General features: G+C 65.6%; 20 protein-coding genes and 1 pseudogene. 12 read left to right on the top strand and 9 right to left on the bottom strand.

All coding sequences use genetic code 11. From position 1 onward, the window contains the following. The first annotated feature begins 52 nt into the window (after nucleotides 1-52). Nucleotides 53-820 (top strand): hypothetical protein, encoded by a 768-nt coding sequence (locus tag LWC34_RS29275; RefSeq protein WP_233728311.1) that lies wholly within the window; start codon nucleotides 53-55, stop codon nucleotides 818-820. Between the two features lie 132 nt (nucleotides 821-952). Then, nucleotides 953-2,296 carry an MFS transporter gene (locus tag LWC34_RS29270; protein ID WP_233728310.1) on the top strand — a complete coding sequence of 448 codons (1,344 nt, stop codon included), beginning with the start codon at nucleotides 953-955 and terminating at the stop codon, nucleotides 2,294-2,296. Here LWC34_RS29270 and LWC34_RS29265 read toward each other — a convergent pair. The 3 genes from LWC34_RS29265 to LWC34_RS29255 all read right to left on the bottom strand — a co-directional run bounded on the left by LWC34_RS29265 (nucleotide 2,262) and on the right by LWC34_RS29255 (nucleotide 5,092). After that, nucleotides 2,262-2,801: an AAA family ATPase gene (locus LWC34_RS29265; protein WP_233728309.1), complete on the bottom strand. Its 540-nt coding sequence runs from the start codon at nucleotides 2,799-2,801 to the stop codon at nucleotides 2,262-2,264. The two genes, LWC34_RS29270 and LWC34_RS29265, sit on opposite strands and share 35 nt — an antisense overlap. A gap of 303 nt (nucleotides 2,802-3,104) precedes the next feature. Beyond that, on the bottom strand, nucleotides 3,105-3,809 hold the full coding sequence (locus tag LWC34_RS29260) for a tyrosine-protein phosphatase (RefSeq protein ID WP_233728308.1): 705 nt from the start codon (nucleotides 3,807-3,809) through the stop codon (nucleotides 3,105-3,107). 230 nt (nucleotides 3,810-4,039) lie between these two features. Continuing rightward, complete coding sequence (locus LWC34_RS29255; RefSeq protein ID WP_233728307.1) at nucleotides 4,040-5,092, bottom strand: ScyD/ScyE family protein; 1,053 nt, start codon at nucleotides 5,090-5,092, stop codon at nucleotides 4,040-4,042. A 224-nt stretch (nucleotides 5,093-5,316) separates the two neighbouring features. Here LWC34_RS29255 and cobF point away from each other — a divergent pair, with 224 nt between their 5' ends. Then, complete coding sequence (gene cobF / locus LWC34_RS29250; RefSeq protein WP_233728306.1) at nucleotides 5,317-6,081, top strand: precorrin-6A synthase (deacetylating); 765 nt, start codon at nucleotides 5,317-5,319, stop codon at nucleotides 6,079-6,081. A 45-nt stretch (nucleotides 6,082-6,126) separates the two neighbouring features. Here cobF and LWC34_RS29245 read toward each other — a convergent pair whose 3' ends face one another. From LWC34_RS29245 to LWC34_RS29235, 3 genes are all read right to left on the bottom strand, one after another. Continuing rightward, entirely contained in the window at nucleotides 6,127-7,182 is a 1,056-nt protein-coding gene (locus tag LWC34_RS29245; protein ID WP_372496637.1) for a chitinase, read from the bottom strand. Nucleotides 7,183-7,278: 96 nt separating this feature from the next. Continuing rightward, complete coding sequence (locus LWC34_RS29240; protein ID WP_233728305.1) at nucleotides 7,279-7,665, bottom strand: hypothetical protein; 387 nt, start codon at nucleotides 7,663-7,665, stop codon at nucleotides 7,279-7,281. Then, nucleotides 7,662-7,805 carry a hypothetical protein gene (locus LWC34_RS29235; protein ID WP_233728304.1) on the bottom strand — a complete coding sequence of 48 codons (144 nt, stop codon included), beginning with the start codon at nucleotides 7,803-7,805 and terminating at the stop codon, nucleotides 7,662-7,664. Before LWC34_RS29235 ends, LWC34_RS29240 begins: the two co-directional genes overlap by 4 nt. Before the next feature lie 53 nt (nucleotides 7,806-7,858). Between LWC34_RS29235 and LWC34_RS29230 the strand changes: the two genes are divergently transcribed. Continuing rightward, on the top strand, nucleotides 7,859-8,716 hold the full coding sequence (locus LWC34_RS29230) for a DUF4429 domain-containing protein (protein WP_233728303.1): 858 nt from the start codon (nucleotides 7,859-7,861) through the stop codon (nucleotides 8,714-8,716). Here the strand turns inward: LWC34_RS29230 and LWC34_RS29225 are convergent. After that, nucleotides 8,713-10,005 carry a penicillin-binding transpeptidase domain-containing protein gene (locus tag LWC34_RS29225; RefSeq protein WP_233728302.1) on the bottom strand — a complete coding sequence of 431 codons (1,293 nt, stop codon included), beginning with the start codon at nucleotides 10,003-10,005 and terminating at the stop codon, nucleotides 8,713-8,715. The two genes, LWC34_RS29230 and LWC34_RS29225, sit on opposite strands and share 4 nt — an antisense overlap. A 51-nt stretch (nucleotides 10,006-10,056) precedes the next feature. Further along, on the bottom strand, nucleotides 10,057-10,707 hold the full coding sequence (locus tag LWC34_RS29220; RefSeq protein ID WP_233728301.1) for an ABC-2 membrane transporter-related protein: 651 nt from the start codon (nucleotides 10,705-10,707) through the stop codon (nucleotides 10,057-10,059). A gap of 20 nt (nucleotides 10,708-10,727) precedes the next feature. Here LWC34_RS29220 and LWC34_RS59315 point away from each other — a divergent pair. Together LWC34_RS59315 and LWC34_RS29205 are read left to right on the top strand one after the other, a co-directional pair. Beyond that, nucleotides 10,728-11,362 (top strand): annotated as a pseudogene (locus tag LWC34_RS59315) (molybdopterin cofactor-binding domain-containing protein); the annotation flags it as partial. Between the two features lie 10 nt (nucleotides 11,363-11,372). Then, a complete protein-coding gene (locus tag LWC34_RS29205) occupies nucleotides 11,373-12,029 on the top strand; it encodes a TetR/AcrR family transcriptional regulator (RefSeq protein ID WP_233728298.1) in 657 nt (218 codons plus the stop codon). A gap of 67 nt (nucleotides 12,030-12,096) precedes the next feature. On the opposite strand, the gene LWC34_RS29200 is transcribed toward LWC34_RS29205, so the two are convergent. Next, nucleotides 12,097-14,448, bottom strand: coding sequence for a PEP/pyruvate-binding domain-containing protein (locus tag LWC34_RS29200; RefSeq protein WP_233728297.1), 2,352 nt, complete (start codon nucleotides 14,446-14,448; stop codon nucleotides 12,097-12,099). A 462-nt stretch (nucleotides 14,449-14,910) separates the two neighbouring features. On the opposite strand from LWC34_RS29200, the gene LWC34_RS29195 reads away from it, so the two are divergent. The 6 genes from LWC34_RS29195 (at nucleotide 14,911) to LWC34_RS29170 (ending at nucleotide 21,109) form a co-directional block, all read left to right on the top strand. Further along, nucleotides 14,911-15,084 carry a hypothetical protein gene (locus LWC34_RS29195; RefSeq protein ID WP_233728296.1) on the top strand — a complete coding sequence of 58 codons (174 nt, stop codon included), beginning with the start codon at nucleotides 14,911-14,913 and terminating at the stop codon, nucleotides 15,082-15,084. Between the two features lie 78 nt (nucleotides 15,085-15,162). Next, a complete protein-coding gene (locus LWC34_RS29190; RefSeq protein WP_233728295.1) occupies nucleotides 15,163-16,173 on the top strand; it encodes an ABC transporter substrate-binding protein in 1,011 nt (336 codons plus the stop codon). Then, entirely contained in the window at nucleotides 16,170-17,120 is a 951-nt protein-coding gene (locus tag LWC34_RS58195) for an ABC transporter permease (RefSeq protein ID WP_233728294.1), read from the top strand. Before LWC34_RS29190 ends, LWC34_RS58195 begins: the two co-directional genes overlap by 4 nt. Continuing rightward, nucleotides 17,117-17,926: an ABC transporter ATP-binding protein gene (locus LWC34_RS29180; protein WP_233728293.1), complete on the top strand. Its 810-nt coding sequence runs from the start codon at nucleotides 17,117-17,119 to the stop codon at nucleotides 17,924-17,926. Before LWC34_RS58195 ends, LWC34_RS29180 begins: the two co-directional genes overlap by 4 nt. Nucleotides 17,927-17,957: 31 nt before the next feature. Then, nucleotides 17,958-20,681, top strand: coding sequence for a sensor histidine kinase (locus tag LWC34_RS57150; protein WP_284051664.1), 2,724 nt, complete (start codon nucleotides 17,958-17,960; stop codon nucleotides 20,679-20,681). Then, nucleotides 20,678-21,109 (top strand): roadblock/LC7 domain-containing protein, encoded by a 432-nt coding sequence (locus tag LWC34_RS29170; RefSeq protein WP_233728292.1) that lies wholly within the window; start codon nucleotides 20,678-20,680, stop codon nucleotides 21,107-21,109. Before LWC34_RS57150 ends, LWC34_RS29170 begins: the two co-directional genes overlap by 4 nt. Nucleotides 21,110-21,118 lie beyond the last annotated feature (9 nt).

Raw genomic sequence — 21,118 nt, 5'->3', positions numbered from 1 at the left:
GCGGTGAGCTACGGTCATGCCCTGACGCGGGCAGGACTGGGGGCAGGACACAATGGACACCATCGAGGCCAAGCGGATCGAGGCCACGAACTACGAGCGCTACCAGTTGGCGACTGGCTATGGCTGGCAGTTCTGGGCGGACGTGCCCGCCCTGCTTGACCGGTGGCAGGTGCTGCCGTTCAACCAACGCGGGGACAAGCGGCTGGCGTTCGGCGTGGTCCAAGGCAACTACCAGGGCATGCCGTTCACGGTGTTCGATTTTCATCGGCGCCCGGTCGTCACGAGCGTGCACACGCGGTGGACGAACAAGAAGGTCAACGAGCTCGACACGATCACCATTGATTCGGTGTGGGTGATTACGCTGCCGGTGGCGTTGCCGTTCTTCCAGATCGTCGGTGACACCGAGCCGACGTTCGACACGGAGCCTTACCCGGAGCCGCCGACGCCCGACCGGAAGTTCAACCGCTGGTACAAGATGATCGATACGGATCCCAATGTCGCCATGCGGGTGCTGACGCCGCCGTTGATGGCCGCGATGCGGCAGCTCAAGCTGCACAACTGGTCCCTGGTCGGCAATGAGCTGCTCTATGTAGAGCACCCGATCTTCGGCCGGACGAAGCCGGACGAGATCGTGGAGACCCTGGGCAAATTGGCACAGTTGGTGCCGTTGTTGCCGCTACACCAGCCCGCTCCCCCAGCGCCACAACCGATGGCGCCGCAGTATCCGCAGCAGCAGTACCAGCAGCCTTATCCGCCGCAGCACCAGCCTTATCCGCCCCAGCAGCCTCCTTACGGATACCCTCCCCAACACCGTTACTGAACGGATAAGCTCGCCCCCAGCCAATCACGGGCCCTGTTCCTGGCCGACGCATCGTGCCTGGTCAGAGCTCGTGAGTGGTTAAGCGTGTTCTAACCCGCATAACCACTCACGACATCTCACCGGGGGGGGACTGTGGCTGAGCGCGTCACGTCGTGGTGGCGGATCGGCTTCATCTGTGCCGTTCTGCTGCTTGAGGGGATGAGCTCGTCCAGCATCAACGTGCAGATCGGCGCCCTTGAGCGGCATTTCGGCCTGTCTCCTGCCCTGCTACAGCTTGTCGTCGGAGCCTTCCTGATCGCCTACGCTGGACTGTTGCCATTGGCCGGGAGGTGGGTGGACACTCGCGGCGGCCGGACCGTCTTCCTGTGGGGTGTGGCGCTGTTCGGGCTCGGCTGCATTGTCTGCGCGGCGGCGATGTCTGGGTTTTGGCTGGTAGTCGGCAGATTCGCGCAGGGGGCGGGCGCGGCGCTCAGTGCCCCGGCAGCAGTTGCGTTGATCATCGCGGGCTTGCCGCCTGGACGGACACGTAATCAGGCGATGGGGTTGTACGCGGCGATGGGCGCTGTCGGGTTCTCCCTCGGTCTTGTGCTGCCCGCGTTCTTGGTGACCGAACTTGGTTGGCGTGCGAGCTTTCTCGTGTACCTGCCGCTCATCATCCCGATGTTGATCATCGGGCAGAGCATCGAGCGGACCCCAGCGCCTGGCGGAAAGATCGACCCACGGTCCGCGATCGCGGTGACCGTGGCGATGATGGTCGCGGTACACGCCATCGCCGACATCGGGAACGCTCCACTGTGGAGCACAGTACTGCAACTGGCAGCCGCAGCCGCACTCGGACTGGCCGTGAAGCTCAGCAAAAGGCGCCTTTTCCCAAGGGAAGTCACGACATCCCCAGGAGTGCTGAGCGGGAGTTTCGCACTCGCCGGGGTTTTCTCCTCGCTGATCACCTCGATGTACGTGGCCAGCCTTGCCCTGCAGGCGAAGTACACGGCCTTCGAAGTCGGCCTCGCCCTGGTCCCGCAGAGCATCAGCAACGCGATCGCCACGATGTTCGGCGCGAAGCTCGTCACCCGGTTCGGTGCACGCAAGATCCTCGCCATAGGCATGGCACTGGTCGTGGTCTCGCTCGCCTACCTTGGCACGGTCGGCATGCGGTTGCCTTACGCCACAGGGCTTCTACCCGCGTTCATCATCATCGGAATCAGCATCGCCCTGTGCTACCCTGCCGCGTCGATCATGGCCGTGGACTCAGTGCAGCCCGAGCATCACGGCTCAGCGGCCGGGTTGCTGACGACCTTCCAGAACATCGGCGGCGCGGCCGGGCTGGCCATTGCGACGGCCGCTGCCGTCGTTCCGTTGCCCGGCAGTGGTGTGCCGCCGGAGCCTGGTCAGCTGTTGTCGATGGGGATGATGGTGGTCTTCGCCCTGATTGTCGCCGTGATCAATCGACGGACCCGGCTGACCACGCGCGGCTGAGGATCTCGTCGACCGTCTCGTCCGGCGTCTGGTCGGACGTGTCCAGCCACAGCCCGATCTTCGGCGTGTCCTCGCGCAGGCCCTTGTCCAGCAGCTCGATCGTCCACTGGTCGTACGTGTCCGCCTTCGACCTGCCCTTTTCGCGGGCGAGGACGGCCTCCGGGCGCGGCGCGAGCACGACGACCAGCAACGGGCGCTGCTTGATCATGCGCACCATCTCGCCGAGTGGCTCACCAATGATGACGTCCTGAGCCACGACCGTGAAGCCTTCACGGAAGTACTCGTCGCACGCCATCGCGGTTTGCCGGTACCGCATCCGGAGTTGCCGCCACGCCTCGTCGGACGGGTTGGGCGTCATGTCCTCACGACCGTTGACGATCATGCGCCGGAACGAGTCGCCTCGCACGTGCACCGACCGTTCGAGCCGCTCGGCCAACTTCTGCCCGATGGTCGACTTACCGGCCGCCTGTATCCCGGTAATCAGGATGATCGCCTGCTGGGTCATAAGGGACATCTTGCCCGCTAAGGCAACGGGATTCGGATGACCTTGCCCGTACCAGGGCAAACACCGCAGTCGGAGACGTACGCGGCGCCGTCACGCAAGGCCAGTCCGCCCGGTCCGGTGAGCGCGGTCGTGACGATCTGGTGCGGTCCAAACCGGAGGCAACGGTGGTTGTGGCGTGCGCAACCCCCGGTGTGAGCGCGACAGTGAGCAGTGCGGCCCCGAGTACGGCGAGCGATCTCATGGATTCCCCTTCCGCTGAACAGCAGTCCAGCTCAAGGGGATACCGCCGCCCGCGGCCCCGGTTCAGCCCCTTTCGGCCCCTACCAAGCGATCCCGCAGCAAGGGCAGGTCGTCCGCACTCACGTATCGGCTGATGTCCAAGAAGCGCACGGTTTCCAGTACCAGCGCCCTGGTCGTCGTGCCGCGTCGTTCCACCATCGCCTTGGTGCGCTGCTCGTAGTCCTCGATACCGAGCGTCTGCGCCATCAACGTCAGCCGGGGAAAGCTCGCCTCGTAGTCGTCCGCGATCACCTCGCCGGACACGCCTGCCAAGGCCAGCAACAAAAGCGCCATCAAACCCGTCCGATCACGGCCGGCCGCACAGTTGATCAACACTCCGCCGGGCTTGGCGTGCGTGATCGCGCGCAGGACCGTCCACGGCAGATGCGGGAATCTTTCCAGATATGGCTGGAAATACAGGGCGGTGCCGTGCAGGCCGGTTCCCCATTCGGCCCAGAATTCCACGTCGTCGACCGGGTCCATCCGGACGTTGACCACGTCGATGTCGGCCAGTTCCGGCATTTTGTCGCGCTCGGCCGGGTTTCGCAGGTCCACGATCGTGCGGATGCCGTACCCGCGCAGGGCCGCCCATCCTCGCTCGGTCAGTTTGTCCGGCGCGTCCGAGCGGACGACCGCCTTCATCCTGGTGTGTTTGCCGTCGGCCGTGGCCAGTCCGCCGAGATCACGGACGTTGAAGCACCCCGGCCAGTCCAGCTGTCGAGCATCCATGATCCATACAGACGCCGTACCGCGTGATCAGGTTGCGTGGCCCATGCTGGAGACATGCGACTTGACGTTTCCGGCAAGACCGCACTGGTCACCGGCTCGACCCAGGGCATCGGCTACGTGGACTCGATCCTGCCGTAGACGGTGTGGCCGGACGACATGATCGTCATGATGCTCGGTGATCGCATCGACTGGGATGAGATCACCGAGCTCATTCCCCTTGGCTGTTCACTTCATTTCTTCAGCGCGACCTTCACGACACTGCCCTCACCCTGGCACGTCCCACAGTTGGAGATGTAGGCCGCGTTGTCCTTGATCGTCAGGCCACCCGGCGCGGTCAGGCCGGTGTCCAGCACGGTCTCGTGCGAGCCGTCCTTGTTGACCTTGATCAGCGCGCCGACCGGGGGACCACCCGATGCAAGGCCGTCCTTGGCGATCTCCAGCACGTACAGGTTCCCGCGCTGGTCGAAGGCGACGTCGATGATGTTGGTGAAACCGTCCGCGAACACCTTCGGTTCCTTGCCCGGCCACACCTTGTAGACCTTCGCCGAACCCGGCTTGAAGGGCACACCGGTCAGTTCGCCCACGTAGAACGCGCCATCCGGGCCCTGCGCGACCGAGGTCGGCACCGCCTGCGCGCCATCGTGGTTGGCGAACGTGGCGACCGTGAACAGGTGACCGCCCGGACCCACACCGACCAGCGAGTTTCCACCCGCGTCGGCCGCCGTGTAGCCCCACGGGCTCACGACAAGCGACGTCGGGTTGCTGTCCGGCAAGCCACCGTCGGGATTGGCCGTGGCCTCGTATTCACCCAGGTCAGCGATGGTCTTCAGGCCTCGGTAGCCGTCAGTGCGCAGGGTGGCCAGTCCCTTGGCTGCCTCGGGCAGCTTGCCGCGTTGGGCCGGGTCTGAGCCGAGGCCGACCGTGATGGCGAGCGAGCCGCCCTTGACCGCGACGTCGGTCGGGCCGAGTGCGTTGGTTCCAGCCGGGGCCGCGACCGAAGGAAGGCCGGTCAGGATCCGTTTCTGCTTACCCTTGGCGATCTTGGTGACCGCGCCGGACGAACCGAGGCACGCTTCACCCTCCGGCCCGGCGAAGCACCCGTCCGTGCCGCCCTTGCCGGATTCGGCGACGTACAGATCGCCGTCGAGCGAGAACGTCAGCCCGCGCGGGTTGTCAAGTCCTGTTGCGATCGTGGTGACCTTGGCGCCTCCGGCGTTCGCGACACCTGGGACCAGTGCGGCGGCGATCATTCCCGCTGCCAGTACAACAATCGTTCGATTCATCCCGACCTCCCCAATTGAGTCTATTTCGGACAGTTGGCTGCCGCGACTCGGCAAGAACGCTAGTCCCGTAGCACGTTGTGAATGAATGTCCGGAAGGGACAGCCGAGAAGGCCTTTCAGACACCCCAAGCCAACCGGCCTAGCCAAGGTCACCCCTCGTGAGTGGTTGGCCGCGTTCTAACACTGATAACCACTCACGAGGGGTGAGCTGGGAGAATGGCTGGCATGCGAAGGATTCTCGTGATCGGTGTCGGTGCTGGCGACCCTGAGCACATCACCATGCAGGCGGTCACCGCGCTGCGCCAGGTCGATGTGTTCTTCGTGCTGGACAAGGGTGAGGTCAAGCAGGAACTGGTCGACCTGCGGGAGGAGATCCTGCGGCGGTACGCCCCCGACGGCGACTACCGAGTGGTGTACGGCCGTGACCCCGAGCGCGACCGGACAACCGACGCGTACGTCGAGGCGGTGGACGACTGGCGCAGGCGCCGCGCGGACGTCTGCCAGCAGATGATCACCGACGAGCTTGCCGACGGACAGACCGGCGCGTTCCTGGTCTGGGGCGACCCGACCCTCTACGACAGCACGCTGGCGATCCTCGACGACATCGCGACCCGCGGCTTCGAGCTGGACATCGAGGTGATTCCGGGCATCAGCAGCGTGTCCGCGTTGGTCGCACGGCATCGCGTGCCGCTCAACCAAGTGGGCAAACCGGTCCAGATCACCACCGGACGCAGGCTCGCCGAGCACTGGCCGTCCGATGTGGACGATGTGGTGGTGATGCTCGACGCACGCACTGCTTTCACCGGATACCAGGACGCGGACATCTACTGGGGCGCGTACATCGGGACCCCTGACGAGATCCTGATCAGCGGCAAACTGTCCGAAGTGGCCGACGAGATCGTGGCCAAGCGCGCCGAAGCACGGCAGCGCAAAGGATGGATCATGGACACATACCTATTGCGCCGCATCCAGCCTGGTCAGGACTCGTGAGTGGTTAGGCGCGTTAGAACGCGCCTAACCACTCACGAGGGTTTTTCAGCGGCCTTGCAGCCGCTTGACGTTGTTGCCGAACGTCCAGCTCTTCGAGCCGTCCCAGTTGATGGACCAGGTCATCAGGCCCTTGAGGGCGCCGTTGTACCCGGTCCACGCCTGCGACACGAGGCTCGTGGACATGTAGCCGCCGCCCGCGCCTGGCTGCGCGGGCAAACCGGGCACCTGCTTGTCGTACGGCACACGGATCGTGGTGCCCTGGATGACAAGGCCACGGTTGAGGCAGTCGGTCTGCGCACGGAACCCTTGCACAGTACCGGCCTGGTAGGAGTCACCGGAGCAGCCGTACATGCTTCCGTTGTAGTACTGCATGTTCAGCCACCACAGCCGACCGTTGTCCGCGTACTTCTTCACGATCGGCAGGTACGCACCCCAGATCGAGCCGTAGACCACGCTGCCGCCGGTGACGTACGCGGTCTCCGGCGCCATCGTGAGGCCGAAGTTGGACGGCATCTGCGCGAGCACACCGTCGATGATCCGGATCAGGTTGGCCTGTGACGGCGACAGCGAGTTGATGTTGCCGCTGCCGACCAAGCCGGTCTCGATGTCGATGTCGATCCCGTCGAAGTTGTACTTCTTCAGGATCGGCACGATCGTGGCCACGAACCTGTTCGCCACGGTCGCGGAGCTGAGATCGATCCCAGCCGTCGCGCCACCAATGGACATCAGGATGGTCGAGCCAGCGGCCTTGGCCGCGCACATCTCCGCGGGTGTCGCGACCTTCACCGTCGCGTCCATGCCGTCTTCCCACAGCACGGTCCCGTCGGAACGGATCACCGGGAACGCGGCGTTGATGACGTTGTATCCGGCGTCACGGATGCGCACGTCGGTAATGGGCGTCCAGCCGAACGGCGGGTGCACGCCATTCGAGGCGCCATCCCAGTTCTCCCAGTAACCCTGGAGCACTTTTCCGGCTGGTTTGGACTTGACCGCGCACACGTCCGCCTGGACCTGTACGGGGTTCGCTGTCGCGGGAACGGGCACGGCGGCTGCGAGCAGCAGGCCGACGCCGATGGACAGCAGACGGGACATTCGAGCCATGACGGCTCCTTCCAGGGCACAGCCTGGCAACCGGCGTTACCACCGCCGGTTCGCGCCGCCAGAAACCGATCTGCAGGGTCCCTCGACCGTAATGGACTAGACCAGTCGGTCACAACCCCGCGATTGATGGCGCTCGAAACCTGTCGTCCCAGCGGTCGGTGCAACTCGGGCGGCGAAGATGTCCGATTGATCCTTGCCAGCCATGGGGAACACCGGGACGAACGAGCCACCCGAGGCCACCAGACCGTGGTAGTCCCCCAGGTACAGCGACTTCACCGGACGATCGACCGTCGGCGCGCCCGCGTAGTCGAACGACGCGACCTGCTGCTCCTGCCAGGTAACGCCATCACGGGAAGTCGCGAGGGAGGACCGAGTTGGCAGAGTCGCGGGATCCGAGGTGTTGTCGCGCAAGTCGTAGTACGTCACCCCGACCGTCCCGTCCCGCAGCACCGCCAGAGCAGGCGAAAACGCTTGCGCGCTCACCTGAACCGGAGTGCTCCACGTCCGGCCGCCATCACTGGAACCTCACTGCATTCCCGCGCGAACGGCGACGGCCCGGACACCTTGGACGTGTCCACGGTCAGCAAGCTCGCGGTCAGCGCGGTGATTGCCAGCAGTAGCATCCCTTGAACCCCCGGTCCCGAGTGCCGCGTCCACAGCATGGCATGGTTTTGCCATGGACGAAGTACTGGGGAAGGACGGTTCGTGGACGTTCGACCTGGAAACCCTGCGGATCACGCCAAGCCATAGCCGCGGCGTGCACAAACTGCGGCAGGCGATCGGGGAACTGTCCATTCCCCTCGAAGCGATCAACAGTGTCGTCTACGAACCCGGCCGCAAGGGCGGCAAGCTGCGATTGCGGCTGCGTGACGGCGCCGACCCGCTGCACCAGGTCACGGCAGGCCGCCTGTCGGACAACGCGGATCCATACCAGCTCGCCGTGGACGCCAACCAGGTTGGTACCAGCCAATACTTCGCCGAAGCCGTACGGACCGCGCTGATGGTCCATCAGGTGCCGTCGACTCCCGTCACCAGTTATCTGCTGCCACCGCAGGGTGTGCCGATCACCGCGACCGCTGGCGATGGGACCGCGACCTTCGACGGCGAAAAGATCCGGTTGGACTGGAGCTGGATGGCCGAGGACAGCAAGTCCGCGCCTGGTCCCGTCCAGCTGGCACTGTCCGATGTGACCGGCGTGGAATGGCAGCCGCAGAAAGGCGTCAGCTACGGGTTCCTGCGGTTCAGGACGAAAACCGACACGGCCGCCGTCGCGCCGGAGCACGACCGGCACTGCCTGTCCTGGGGAATTCAGCGGGAGGGCGGGACGACCGTCCTGGTCGCCGCCGCCGTCCTGTCCCGTCTGCCGCACCCGTCCGCCGCGCGCGAATTGCCCGAGGCGGCTGAACGGGCCAAGGCCGACGATGATCCCGACGCGATGCTCCGTCGCCTGCGTGAACTCGGTGAGCTGCACAAATCAGGGATATTGACCGATGAGGAGTTCGCCGCGGCCAAACGGAAATTCCTCGGTCTTTAGAGTGGCGGGAACTGCTCGACGGGCTTGCCCTTGAGGTAGTCGTTCATGAACCGCTGCCAGACCTGGCCGGGCAGGCCCTTGCCGGTCACGGCCGCGCCCGTCTTGTCCTTCAACGCCGAGTTGTCGTCACTGCCGAACCACACCGCGGTCGAGATCTGCGGGGTGTAGCCGGTCATCCAGGCCGCGCAACTGTCTTCGTTCGTCGTCTTTTGCGTGAGCGAACAGCCGTGGTCGCCTGGTTTGCTTGCACACGGCCGGTTCTCGGCGCACGGCAGGCCTGCTGGCAGCAGCGATTCGGTGACGGTACGGGCGATCTTGGCGTTCTCACTCACGTCAGACCGGGAGAACGCGGGCTTGGCGACGGTGGATTCATCTCCGGACCACACCAGTTTGTCGCCGTCCGAAGAGACCTTGACCGTGGCGACGATGTGCGGCGCACGCTTGGCGCCGTTCGCCGCGAAGGTCGCGTACGCACCGGCCATGTCGACCGGCCTGGCGACATACTTGCCGCCGCCGAGCACGATGTTGATGTCCGGGTTAGTTTCCAGCGGAATGTTCTGCGGGCCGATGTTCGCCGGGATGCCCGCTTCGATCGCAGCCGTGGCCACTGCCTTGAGGCCAGTCTCGTTGAAGGCGATGTCCGCGAAGACCGTGTTGTTGGAAATCCTCATCGCCTCGGCGACCGTGCACTGCTCGCCGCAGTTGCTGCCCTGGGCGTTGTTGATGGTGACGCCGCCGAACTTCCGTTCGGTGTGGCCGTTGTACGTCGCGTCGAGGCGTTTCCCCTTGTGCAGAAAGGCGACCAGGGCGAAGGGCGTGAACGCCGTGCCCGGGTTTTGCCAGCTGCGAGCGTAGTCGATCCCCTGCTTCTCTCCCTGATAGCCCATGTACGCGACGATCCGGCCGGTTTTCGGCTCCACCGCGACCAAAGCGGAACGCAGGGTGCCGGGTTGCCCGGCGCGGGCCTCGGCGACCGCCGCCTCGGCGAGCTGCTGCGCCTTCGGATCGACGGTCAGCTCGATCGTATAACCGTTCTTGTACAGCTCGTCCTCGCTGATCCCTGCTTCATTGAGCTCGGCCATCGCCTTCTTGATCAGCACATCGTCCCGCGGCTTGGCCGGGTCGAGCGCGGTGCCGTCGGCGAAGTGGAACGTGGGCGGGTTAACGGGCCTCGGCAGTGTCACCGTCTCGGTCTCCGCGTCACGCCCCCAGAAGATCACCACCGCGGCGATCACCCCAACGACCACCACCAAAGCCGTGATCCCTTTGGTGAAAGATCTCTTGTTCATCCGCACCCCCGTGCGAGTCATCCCCCGGTTCGGGGACGAAGTATGCCGGGGTCACACTCGACGAAGACGACCGGCCCACCAGAAAGCGAAGGCGAACAAGGCAACGGCGACAACGGTGAACAGTCCCGCTTCGATCCACTGGAAGGTGCCAAGCCGGTCGGCTGTCTGGAATTCAGCGAAATGCCCGGGCACGCCGTTCACGTATTCCACGCCGCTGTCCACCCGACGACCGTCCCAAGGCACTTGGTAGACATACGGCCCTGGCCCGTCCGCACGCGACGTCCGGATCGGCGGCAAATACCGCTCCCGCAGGAAATAGACGGCGAACATGCGCGTACCGACGAAACCGACGAGCGTGAGGCCCATTGACAGCAAACTGTTTCGGGTCAGCACACTGAAAGCCAGACCCAACGCGAAGCCGAACAGGGTATGCCCGATCAGAAGCGGCACGCTGGCGTCAAAGGACTCCGCGGCGAACGGCGCGATCGGGAAGAACGCCGTCCCCATGGCCATCTTGAGTTCACTGAGCAGGTTGATGACCAGCACGCCGAGCACTGCCGAGAACACGACAGCGATCCCGCCAAGGAACAACACTTGGCCAGCCAGCCACCGCCGCGGGCGGACATCCTGTGTCCACGCGAAAAGATGGGTCCTGTTCTCGTATTCGCGGCTGACCAGTGGCGCGGCGACGAACACCGCCATGATCGCGCCGAAAACTGTTGTACGACGCCAAGAACATGCACACGCAGCAGAACATGGTCACGCTCGACATGCTGTCGAACACGATCATGCGGGCGCCGGGCGAGGCGATCGGGTCGTTCGCGCTGGAGTCGGCGATGGACGAACTCGCCTACAAGCTGGACATGGACCCCGTCGAGCTGCGGATGCGCAACCAGCCCGCGCGTAACCCGATTAGTGGCAAGAGGATCGGCCACCGCATGCTGCGTGAGGCCTTCGCGCGCATTTCTGCGAGGTCAGGGTGGATCGGGACACCGGCGAGATCCGGATCTCCCGGTTCGTCGGCGCGTTCGACGTCGGCACCGTGATCAACGCCAAGACCACCGCGAGCCAGCTGCGTGGCGGCATCGTGATGGGACTGGGCATGGCGCTGTCCGAGGAGTCGCTGGTCGACCCGCGCAACGGCCGGATCATGAACCCGAGCCTGAGCGAGTACCACGTTCCCGTGCACGCGGACGTCCCGCGGATCGACGTGCACTGGCTGGGCGAGCCGGATCCGAACATGCCTCTCGGGTTGCTGGGCATCGTCGGGGTGGCCGCCGCCGTGGCCAACGCCGTGTTCCACGCGACCGGCAAGCGTGTCCGTGACCTGCCGATAACGCTCGACAAGCTGCTGTGATGATGGACGTATGGCGCAGGAGTTCCAGCGGGCGCGCCGCCCTGAACAGAAACAGCAGCGTTACGACGCGATCCTGAGTGCCGCGCGTGCTCTCGCCGAGCGTGACAGCGTGCGCGACACCAGCCTCGCCGACATCGCGGCCGAGGTCGGCATGCACAAGTCGGCCTTGCTGAAGTACTTCTCCACGCGCGACGAGATCTATCTGAAGATCGCCGCGGCGGACTGGCTGGACTGGTCCGCCGCGATGCGCGAGGGCCTGGCAGACGCCGACTCGGTCGAGCAGATCGCCAGCGTCGTCGCCGAGACGCTGGCCGCCCGCCCACTGTTCTGCGACCTGATCGCGCACGTCGGGCTCAACCTCGAACGAACCGTGCCGCTTGAGTCGGTTCGCGAGTACAAGCTCGCGATCATGCCCGCGATCTACGACATCCTCGCCGACGTCCAACGGATCCTGCCGTCCCTCGACGACAAGGCCCTGCTGCACCTGATGGCCACGATCACGGCGGTGGCCGCGAACCTGCACCAGCTGGCCAACCCCCGACACGCTGGCGCAGCTCTACCGGGAGATGCCCGACCTCGAGCATGCCTGGCTGGATTTCGAGCCAACGCTGCGCCAGATCATCGAGGATTTCCTGCGCGGCCAGCAGATCTGACCACAATGCCGTGAAGGCCACTTGGCGGCATCCAACGCGTCAAGGGAGGCCCTCACGCGTCTAACGCCGCCAGGGTGACCTTCACGGCACAACCAGACTGACGGTGCCCTTGCCGCCGTCGACCCGGATGTGGTCGCCTGTGGACAGCAGGTTCGTGGCGTTGCCGCAGCCGACCACGGCCGGGATGCCCAGCTCGCGGGCCACGATCGCGGCGTGCGACAGTGGCGCCCCGATGTCGGTGACCACGGCGGCCGCGCGCGGGAACAAGGGTGTCCAGCCGATGTTGGTCACGGTTGTCACCAAGATTTCACCGTCCCGCAATGACTCGGCCTCTTCCACTGTGGACACGACCCTGGCCACCCCTTCGACCACCCCTGGAACGCCTGGGAAGCCCTTGATCTCGGACGAGTCGTCTTCCGATGACCAGTGCGCCGGGTCGAAGCGGCCGCGGATCAAGGTCGGGTACGGCGGCAGCGCCGAGTAGTACTCGTACGCCGCGCGCCGGGCTGGGATCGCTTCCAGCGGCTCGGTCGCACCTTCCAGCACCGTGACGATCTCGGTGAACGGCAGGAAGAACAGGTCATGGCCGGTCAGTTCGCTCGCGCGCAGGATGAAGGCCCGGAACACCCAGAAGGACCGGGCGAACTCCGAGCGGGCACGTTCACGTTTGCGGGCCGAAGCCGCCGCCTTCGCCAGCTGCCGCGAGATCCCCTGAGCCTTCCGTGGATGTGCTGCCTTCAATCGTTCCCAGGCCGCTGCACGAGATTCCGCCTGCCTGGCAAGGAGTTCCTCCGGCGACCCGGTCATGCCGTCGAGCAAGCGCTTGATCCACGCGGGGTCCTCGCCCGAGCGCGGCACCGAGACCTCGAACTCGTCATGGCCGCGATGCCCCCACGCCTGCATGTACTCGTCCGTGGTGATCTCGCCGCGCCGCAGCCGCGCAAGGCCGATCATCGGGCCGAGGCTGACCAGTTCATCCGACGACGTGTGCAGCCCGGACAGCAGCAGCGCCGCGTCGGCGGGACCGACCAGTTCGGACAGTTTCACTCCGAACCGCGCCGCGGAAGCCTGGCGCGCACCCGCGTCGAACGTCCGGCAAGCAAGCAGTAGGTCAGCAATATCGGAGTGCCACAGCGCGGCGAGCGAGGACACCGAACAAGCCGCGGAGATCTTGGCACGCAAGGAAGAACACCGCGCCGGGTTCGCCGAAACCAACGAGTCCAGGTTCTTGCGGTACTCCCGGAAATCCCCCGCGACACGCACGCCCGCGGCCACGGTCGCCCGCAAGACAGCGAGCCGGGACAACGGCAACCGAGGAATGTCCATGTCGTCAGGAATCTCGCCGAAGATCTGACCGGCCATCCGCCGCGCCACACCGCCAAGGCCGAGCGCGGTCAAAGCAGCAAGGCCCGTACTGATGTTCAGATAGAACCGGCCGCCGATGTTGCCCGAAGTCGGATGCCCGGCGAGCGGTGGCAAAGCAAGCGATTGCGCGAGGGACCATGTCGCCGGGGTCATCACGCTCGGCACGGCCTCGCGCAGGTTCGCACACGTCCACAAATAGTCCCCGAGCAGGGAATCGTTCCAGACCTCGAACGACGGCAGCGTGGTGATCGGCCGGGCCTGCAAGATCATGAACTGTCCCTCGTGGACGGCCCATTCGATGTCCATCGGCATGCCGTACAAATCCTGGATTCGCGTGCCGAGCGCGGCAAGCTCCCGTACCTGCTCGTCGGACAGCACGGCCTGGGAGCGCTTCTGGTCGGCAACTGGTTGCGTCGCAGTGCCACCAGCCGTTGGGACAGTCATCACTGTCTTGTCGGCGATCTCCGAACGCAAGGAGTCACCAGTCAGGACATATGTATCCGGCGTCACGTCACCGCTGACCAATGCTTCGCCGAGGCCCCATGTGGCATTGATCATGATCGTGTCCCGCGCACCGGTGATCGGATCGGCGGTGAACATCACCCCAGCCGCCTCGGCCGGCACCATCTCCTGCACCACAACGGCGATCGCGATGTCCGACGTGGACACGTCATTACGAGCGCGGTAGCGAACCGCGCGGTCAGTCCACAGTGACGCCCAGCAACGCTTGACCGCGTCGAGCACATCATCGAATCCGACGATGTTGAGGAACGTGTCATGTTGGCCGGCGAAAGACAGGTCTGGCAGGTCTTCCGCGGTCGCCGACGAACGCACAGCGACCGGACCGGACAGTGCGGAATAGGCCGAACGGATGGCGGTTACGACATCCGAGGGAATTTCGGTGCCCGAAGCTGATACACAATCGCGATACACGCTGGTGGTCACGCAGAAACCCGGTGGCACGGGCAATCCGGCTTGGGCCAGACGGCTCAGCGACGCGCCTTTGCCGCCTACAGTGGCCAGGTCCGCGCGGTTGTCGGGCAGCGAGAGGATCAGCGGATGGGTCATGACCCACATCGTCCCAGGTGAGGTGTCCCACTAACCGGAACCGTACGGGCGGCCTTCCGTGCGTTAAATCGACGCAAATTCCGCCATCCGGCAGTATCTGCGCTGCATGCGTGAGTGATCAGGTACTTGCGGTGGTCGCTAAGCTGTCCGCCGGGAGGCGAAGGGCGTCGGGCTCTGCGCACGGTTCGCTAGGTATTAACGAGGGAAGCGGCCGGTTTTCGCAACGAGTCCTCTCGACGTTCGCCGGCGAAACATTGGCGTGGAGGGTAAACCAGGATGACCGGGTCTGGTGACGCTCCGTTGTGCGTTGATCACGGGCCGCGGGTCCGTCATCACGTTCGACGGCAAGCAAAGCTGCGTACGCGGCGTGTCATCGGCCACGGACCGCTTCCGGGTCTGACTGTTTCCGAATCCATCAAGGACACACGCGTCCCCATGTTCTCCCGTGAGGAATTCCCAAACATGGCGTTCCTCAAAGCACCGTTCGTTAAGGACGTTCGCATCCTCTGCACCGAGACCCGGTTCGGGCAATCGGGAATCCGCCGGATTCGCGTACCGCGCCGCCACGGCTATGCGCTGCGCGCATTGCCGTCCGGACGCGGTGGAGATCACGTCCGGACGTACGGGCAGAACTGAGAAAGCAAGATCAAGCACCGCTGACAACCACATAGCCGTCTATTCGGAACTCCCTACCCCGTCCCCCTGGAGTTCGTTGTGCGATCCCGTCCCCTTACCCGTCTACTCACCGCGGTCCTGTGTGCCGTCGGAATGCTCGGTGTGGCAGGCCTTTCCGCCTGCAGCAGCTCCGACGCGTCGGCAGGCGGCAAGATCACCATCGGTTTCTCGGCCTGGCCAGGCTGGAACGTCTGGCAGGTCGCACAGGAACAGAACCTGTTCGCGAAGAACAACGTCGAGGTCGAACTGAAGTGGTTCGACGTCTACACCGACAGCCTCAACGCGCTGGCGACCGGCGCGGTCGACGCGAACAGTCAAACTCTCAACGACACCTTGATGTCGGTGAGCGGTGGCGCCAAGCAGACCGTCGTGCTGGTGAACGACAACTCGACCGGCAACGACAAGATCATCGCCCGGGAGGGCATCGCGGGCGTCGGTGATCTGCGGGGCAAGAAGGTCGCGGTCGAAGAAGGTACGGTCGATCACTACCTGCTGCTGCTCGCCCTCGCCGAGGCGAAAATGACGGCGAAGGACATCGAGTTGGTTCCGATGCCGACCGATGCGGCTGTCGCCGCGTTCGCCGCCGGCCGGGTCGATGCCGTCGGCGCGTTCGCTCCGTTCACCACGAAGGCGCTTGAGCGCCCGGGCAGCCGCGCGATCGCCACGTCCGCCGAGTTCCCCGGCGCCATCCCGGACCACCTCGTGTTCAAGGCCGATGTGGTGCGTGACCGTCCACAGCTCGTGCAGGGCATCGTGAACACCTGGTTCGACACGCTGGCGTGGATCAAGGAGAACCGCGACCCCGCGGTCGACATCATGGCCAAGCGCAACGCGGTGACCACCGACGAGTACAAGGCCTACGACTCGGGCACGACGATCTTCACCCGCCAGCAGAACGTCGACGCGTTCACCCCTGGCACCACTCCGCAGCACCTGAACCACCAGGCCCGCCTGGCATCGGACTTCTTGCTGAGCACGGGTTTGGCGAAGAACCCCCCGAACCTTGACGGTCTGTTCAACGACACCTTCATCAAAGCGGTGCCGCAGTGAAACCGGGAGTGACTCCGGGTTCGTCGGTCGACGAGCAGGCAGCGGCCGCGCAACGCTTCCTCGAAGCCGAGCGGGCAAGCCGGGCCGCGGCGACGGTCACCACCGCGCCACGGCCGGAACACAAGGAATGGCCCGCACTTCCGGTGCGGTCAAGGCCGAAACCACCGTCGGCGTTGTTGAGCATCCGCAAGCCGGTCACGGCGAAGGCACGGCTGACGCTGTTGGTGCTGTCGTTCGCCATTCCGTTGTTCGCCTGGGTCGTGCTGAGCGCGACCCAGGTGGTCCCGGAGACCTTCCTGCCTGGGCCGGTGGCGACTTTCCAGGCCGGACTGGAGATGGCCCAGAACGGCCAGTTGCTCACCGACCTGTGGGCGACCGTGCAGCGCATCCTGACCGGGTTCGGGCTCGCCGTGCTCGTCTCGGTGCCGATCGGCATCGTGATGGGCACGTTCGCGGCGGGCAATGCGTTGTTCGAACCGTTCCTGAGCATGATGCGGTACCTGCCGGCGAGCGCGTTCATCCCGCTGATGATGATCTGGCTGGGTGTCGGTGAAGAGCCCAAGATCGCGGTCCTGTTCCTCGGTACGGTCTTCTTCAACACGTTCATGACCGCCGATGTGGTTCGATCCGTGCCGCGCCAGCTGATCAACGTGTCGTACACGCTTGGCGCCCGGCGCAACGAGATCCTCCGCAAGGTGATCATCCCGCACTCGGTCCCCGGCATCATCGACGCCGTGCGGGTCAACATCGCGGCGGCGTGGAACCTTGTCGTGGTCGCCGAAGTTGTCGTGTCCACGACCGGTTTGGGCCGCAGGATCATGCAGTCGCAACGGTTCCTCGAGACCGACCAGATCTTCGCGATCCTGATCCTGATCGGAATCTGTGGCGTGATCATCGATGTGGCGTTGCGCCTGCTGCGCAACCGCGTTGGACGGTGGGTGGCGTGACTGCCGAAGATCTGCTCGCAGGATCGAGAATCAGCACAGCTTTGCTTGAGATCCAAGGCGTTGCCAAGCGTTTCGATGTTCGCGGGCGTGAGGTGCAGGCACTCGACGGCATCGATCTGCGCGTCTCGCGCGGGGATTTCCTCTGCGTCTGCGGGGCGAGCGGGTCGGGCAAGTCGACGCTGCTGTCGTTGGTCGCCGGTCTCGATGTGCCGTCAGCGGGCCAGATCCTGCTCGACGGCGCACCGGTCACCGGCCCTGGGCCGGACCGGGGTCTGGTCCCGCAGGCCGGCAGCCTCTACCCTTGGCGAACGGTGGAGCGAAATGTCGCTTTTGGACTAGAGCTGCTGCCGGTGAGTTCAGCCGAACGGGCCAAGCGGGTCGACTGGTACCTCGCCGAGACGGGGTTGTCGAAACTGCGGAAGTCGTTGCCACGGCAACTTTCCGGCGGTCAGCAGCAACGTGTGGCGATCGCGCGGGCACTGGCGTGTGAACCGGAGGTGCTGCTGCTCGACGAGCCGTTCGGCGCGTTGGACGTGCAGACCAAGGAGGACATGCAGGTGCTGATCCGCCAGGTCTGGCAGGACACCGGCACAACGGTCGTGATGGTCACGCACGATGTCGAGGAGGCCGTGTTCCTCGGCCAGCGGGTGGTCGTGCTCGAGTCCAGCCCTGGCCGGGTCGCGGCGGACATCACCGTCGACCTTCCCACAACCCGGAAACTCGGCATCAAACGCACCCCCGAGTTCCTCGCTCTGCGGGCGAGGATCGAAGATCTCGTTCGCGCACAGCACAACAAAGCCGGCTGAGGCCGCGCGAGAAGATGCAGGAGGAGGTGGCATGAAGCACCTGAAGAGACCGCCGGGACGGGAAGCGAACAACACCACACTGCTCGGCAGGCTCGGCATCAGGGGCAAGCTGAACCTGCTCCTCCTGCTGCCGCTGGCAGCGGTGCTTTTGGTCGCGACGCCGTTCGTCATCGTCCAGGCCAACAGCGCCGCGTCGGCGGGACAGACAGCCGACGCGGCCCGCTACACGCGGGAAGTCGGCGGCCTTGTCTGGGAACTACAGCGGGAGCGGCTGCTCACCGCCGCGTACCTGGCCTCGCCGAACTCCGACAGCGGGGTGATGGAACGCCAGCAGCGCAAGGTCGACGAGACCGTCGGGCAGGTTCGTACCTCACTTGGCGACGAGATGTCCGACGAGCTCGCGTCCGCGCTCGTACGAATCGGCTCGCTGAACGAGCTTCGGCAAGGCGCGCTGCGCCGCGGTATTTCCGCTGACAGCGTGGCTCGTACGTACCACGCGATCGTCGAGGCGGTCATCGACTCGCTGCGGCTCGTGCCGCAGGTGACCAGTGACGCCGAGGGCACCCGGCAGCTGACCGCTCTCGAGGCGCTGTTGCGCGCCAACGAATGGGGCGAGCTGCGCGGTATGGCGTTGATCGCGACCGCGCTCAACCGGACCACCGGTGAAGTCCTGCTGGAAGACGCGACCCAGCAGGCCAAGATGTTCACCGAACGCTTCGTCCAACAGGCCGACGCCGAGCACGCCACCTTGGTCGTGCAGGTGGCGGAAGGCGACCCCGCGACGGCCGTGGAAGGCCTCGCCGCGCGGCTGCCTCCGGAAACGCCACGCAACCCCGTCGCCATCGAGGCGTTCGCCAACGACGCGCTGACAACCGTGGGGGCGCAGTCCGGTCTGCGCCGTACGGTCCAGGACCGCGTGACGAGCCAGCTGACCGACGCCGCGTCGGAACGTGCCGACAGCGCGCAGACCATCGCGTGGCTCGTCGGTGGTGGCGCCGCCGCGCTGATCGCGCTGGTCGCGTTCCTGACCGTGATCGTGAGTCGCGCGATCGCGTCGCCGCTGAAACAGCTGACCGACGCGGCATCGAACGTCGCCGAGCTCGCCGAGTCCGAACTGGTCCGAGTGAGCGACACCGAAACCGCACAGGCACAAAGACCACGGCTGACCGAGATCAAGGTCTCGACAAGCGACGAGATCGGCCAGCTCGCGGTGGCGTTCAACCGCGTGCAGTCGACCGCCGCGCGGCTGGTCGAACGGCAGGCCATCACCCGGCACAACGTCAGTCTGATGTTCGCCAACGTCGCACAGCGCACGCAGAACCTGGTGGGCCGCCAGCTGGCACTGGTCGACGAGCTGGAACGCAACGAGCAGGATTCCCGTCTGCTGGAACGGCTCTACCAGCTCGACCACCTGTCCACCCGCCTGCGCCGCAGCGCCGACAACCTGCTCGTGGTCGCCGGTACCCGGACCGACACCGGGCTGGCCGGGCCGATGCTGCTGTCCAACGCGATGCGCTCGGCACTGGCCGAGATCGAGGACTACCAGCGAGTTCACATCGGTGACACGCACGAGGTCACCTGTGCGTCCTCGCTCGGCGCCGACCTCGTGCTGGTGTTCGCCGAGCTGTTGGAGAACGCGACGTCGTTCTCCCCGCCGGACTCGACCGTCGAGGTCAACGCGTCGTTCACCAACGAGGGCGCGTGCGTGATCAGCATCGTGGACCACGGCATCGGCATGAAGCCGCCACAGATGGCCGAGGAGAACCGCCGTCTGGTCGACCGTGAACGCCTCGACGTCGCCCCGACGAGTGTGCTCGGCCTGTTCGTGGTCGGTCGGCTCGCGCGGCGGCACTCGCTGGCCGTCGACCTGATCCCGACCCATGGCGGCGGTGTGACCGCGCGGGTGGCCATCCCGTCCGCGCTGTTCTCGCGTCCGACCCCGGCCGCTCCACCGCCGCAGCCCGCTGCCCCGGCAGCTCCTGCGGTGGCACAGCAGTCGGCGGCGGTCGCGGCACACCAGGGCGCGGCGCGTGCCCGGCTCGAGGTGCCGAGCGTGCCGGAGATGCGGATCCCACCGGCTCTGCACGACACCGGGTTCTCGTGGTTCCCGGAAGGTGACTTCTCCGGCGACTTCGAACCAGCCCCGGCGGCGGTCTCACAGCCACCAGTCGCGGCACCCGTCGCGGCACCCGCTCCCCCACCAGTCGCTGAACCTCAGCCAGTCGCGGCCGCGCCTGCTGGCGAGCCCGAGACCCGTGGCGGGTTCAAGCGACGGGTCGCCGGAGCGCAGATCCCCGGCGGCGCGACCGTCCCGAAGACGCCGCCGACCGTGGTCACGGCGCCGGTGGCGAAGCCGGAGCCGGTCGCGGCCCGGCACGCACAGCACGACCCGGCAGCGGCCCGTGCGGCCATGGACGGGTTCCAGGAAGCTTTCGCCAAGGCAGCGGTCGCCCCGGCCACCCCGGAGCCTGCCATGGCGGCCTCCACCGCCCAGCCTCCACCGGCCCAGGCCCCATCAGCACAGCCGCTGATACGCGACGGGCTCAGCCGACGAGTGCCGGGTGCCAACCTCGCCCCAGGGTTGCGCACGATGAAGACGACGAGTGCCCCTCCCTTACGGGCCAAGCCGAAGTACAAGGCACGTGATCCGGAAGCCGAGAAAGCGTCGCTTGACGCGTTCTCCAGTGGTCTGGCCCGTGCCGGAGTACGGGAGGAACCCGTTGACACTGATCCCATGAAAGAGAGCACCACATGATCACGCCCCCCGGAGTCAGCACCGAGGCCCAGAACTTCAACTGGCTCGTGAGCCGCTTCGCACAGGGCACCGCCGGAGCGATCGCCGCGATCGCGGTTTCCGCCGACGGCCTGCTGATCGCGATGTCCTCTGACCTGGCACGGCAGAACGCCGACCGGCTCGCGGCGATCTCGTCGGCGATGCTCGGCCTTGCCAACGGAGTGTCCGACACCCACCCGCTCGGCCAGCCCGACAAGATCATCATCGAGCTGGAGCGCGGCTACCTGCTCGTCTGCACGATCAGCATCGGCTGTTCGCTGGGAGTTCTCGCCACGAAACAAGCGAGTCTTGGCACGATCGCCTACGAGATGGCAATGTTCGCCAATCGGGCCAGCGCTGTCCTGACACCGCAGTTGATCGAGGAACTCAAGAACTCCGTCGGCGCTTAGGGGAGGTAG

The sequence above is a fragment of the Kibdelosporangium philippinense genome, from assembly GCF_021390435.2.
In the GTDB taxonomy this organism is placed as follows: Bacteria; Actinomycetota; Actinomycetes; order Mycobacteriales; family Pseudonocardiaceae; genus Kibdelosporangium; species Kibdelosporangium philippinense.
Note: the sequence above shows the minus strand (reverse complement) of the source record. Positions and strands in the feature narration are given on the sequence as shown.

Coding starts and splice junctions, on each gene's coding strand:
- LWC34_RS29225 (WP_233728302.1), bottom strand. CDS start 10,005: ATGAACAAGAGATCTTTCACCAAAGGGATCACGGCTTTGGTGGTGGTC.
- LWC34_RS29170 (WP_233728292.1), top strand. CDS start 20,678: ATGATCACGCCCCCCGGAGTCAGCACCGAGGCCCAGAACTTCAACTGG.
- LWC34_RS29200 (WP_233728297.1), bottom strand. CDS start 14,448: ATGACCCATCCGCTGATCCTCTCGCTGCCCGACAACCGCGCGGACCTG.
- LWC34_RS29255 (WP_233728307.1), bottom strand. CDS start 5,092: ATGAATCGAACGATTGTTGTACTGGCAGCGGGAATGATCGCCGCCGCA.
- LWC34_RS29235 (WP_233728304.1), bottom strand. CDS start 7,805: ATGCTACTGCTGGCAATCACCGCGCTGACCGCGAGCTTGCTGACCGTG.
- LWC34_RS29230 (WP_233728303.1), top strand. CDS start 7,859: ATGGACGAAGTACTGGGGAAGGACGGTTCGTGGACGTTCGACCTGGAA.
- LWC34_RS29245 (WP_372496637.1), bottom strand. CDS start 7,182: ATGGCTCGAATGTCCCGTCTGCTGTCCATCGGCGTCGGCCTGCTGCTC.
- LWC34_RS29205 (WP_233728298.1), top strand. CDS start 11,373: ATGGCGCAGGAGTTCCAGCGGGCGCGCCGCCCTGAACAGAAACAGCAG.
- LWC34_RS29220 (WP_233728301.1), bottom strand. CDS start 10,707: ATGGCGGTGTTCGTCGCCGCGCCACTGGTCAGCCGCGAATACGAGAAC.
- LWC34_RS29195 (WP_233728296.1), top strand. CDS start 14,911: ATGGCGTTCCTCAAAGCACCGTTCGTTAAGGACGTTCGCATCCTCTGC.
- cobF (WP_233728306.1), top strand. CDS start 5,317: ATGCGAAGGATTCTCGTGATCGGTGTCGGTGCTGGCGACCCTGAGCAC.
- LWC34_RS29260 (WP_233728308.1), bottom strand. CDS start 3,809: ATGGATGCTCGACAGCTGGACTGGCCGGGGTGCTTCAACGTCCGTGAT.
- LWC34_RS29265 (WP_233728309.1), bottom strand. CDS start 2,801: ATGACCCAGCAGGCGATCATCCTGATTACCGGGATACAGGCGGCCGGT.
- LWC34_RS29275 (WP_233728311.1), top strand. CDS start 53: ATGGACACCATCGAGGCCAAGCGGATCGAGGCCACGAACTACGAGCGC.
- LWC34_RS57150 (WP_284051664.1), top strand. CDS start 17,958: ATGAAGCACCTGAAGAGACCGCCGGGACGGGAAGCGAACAACACCACA.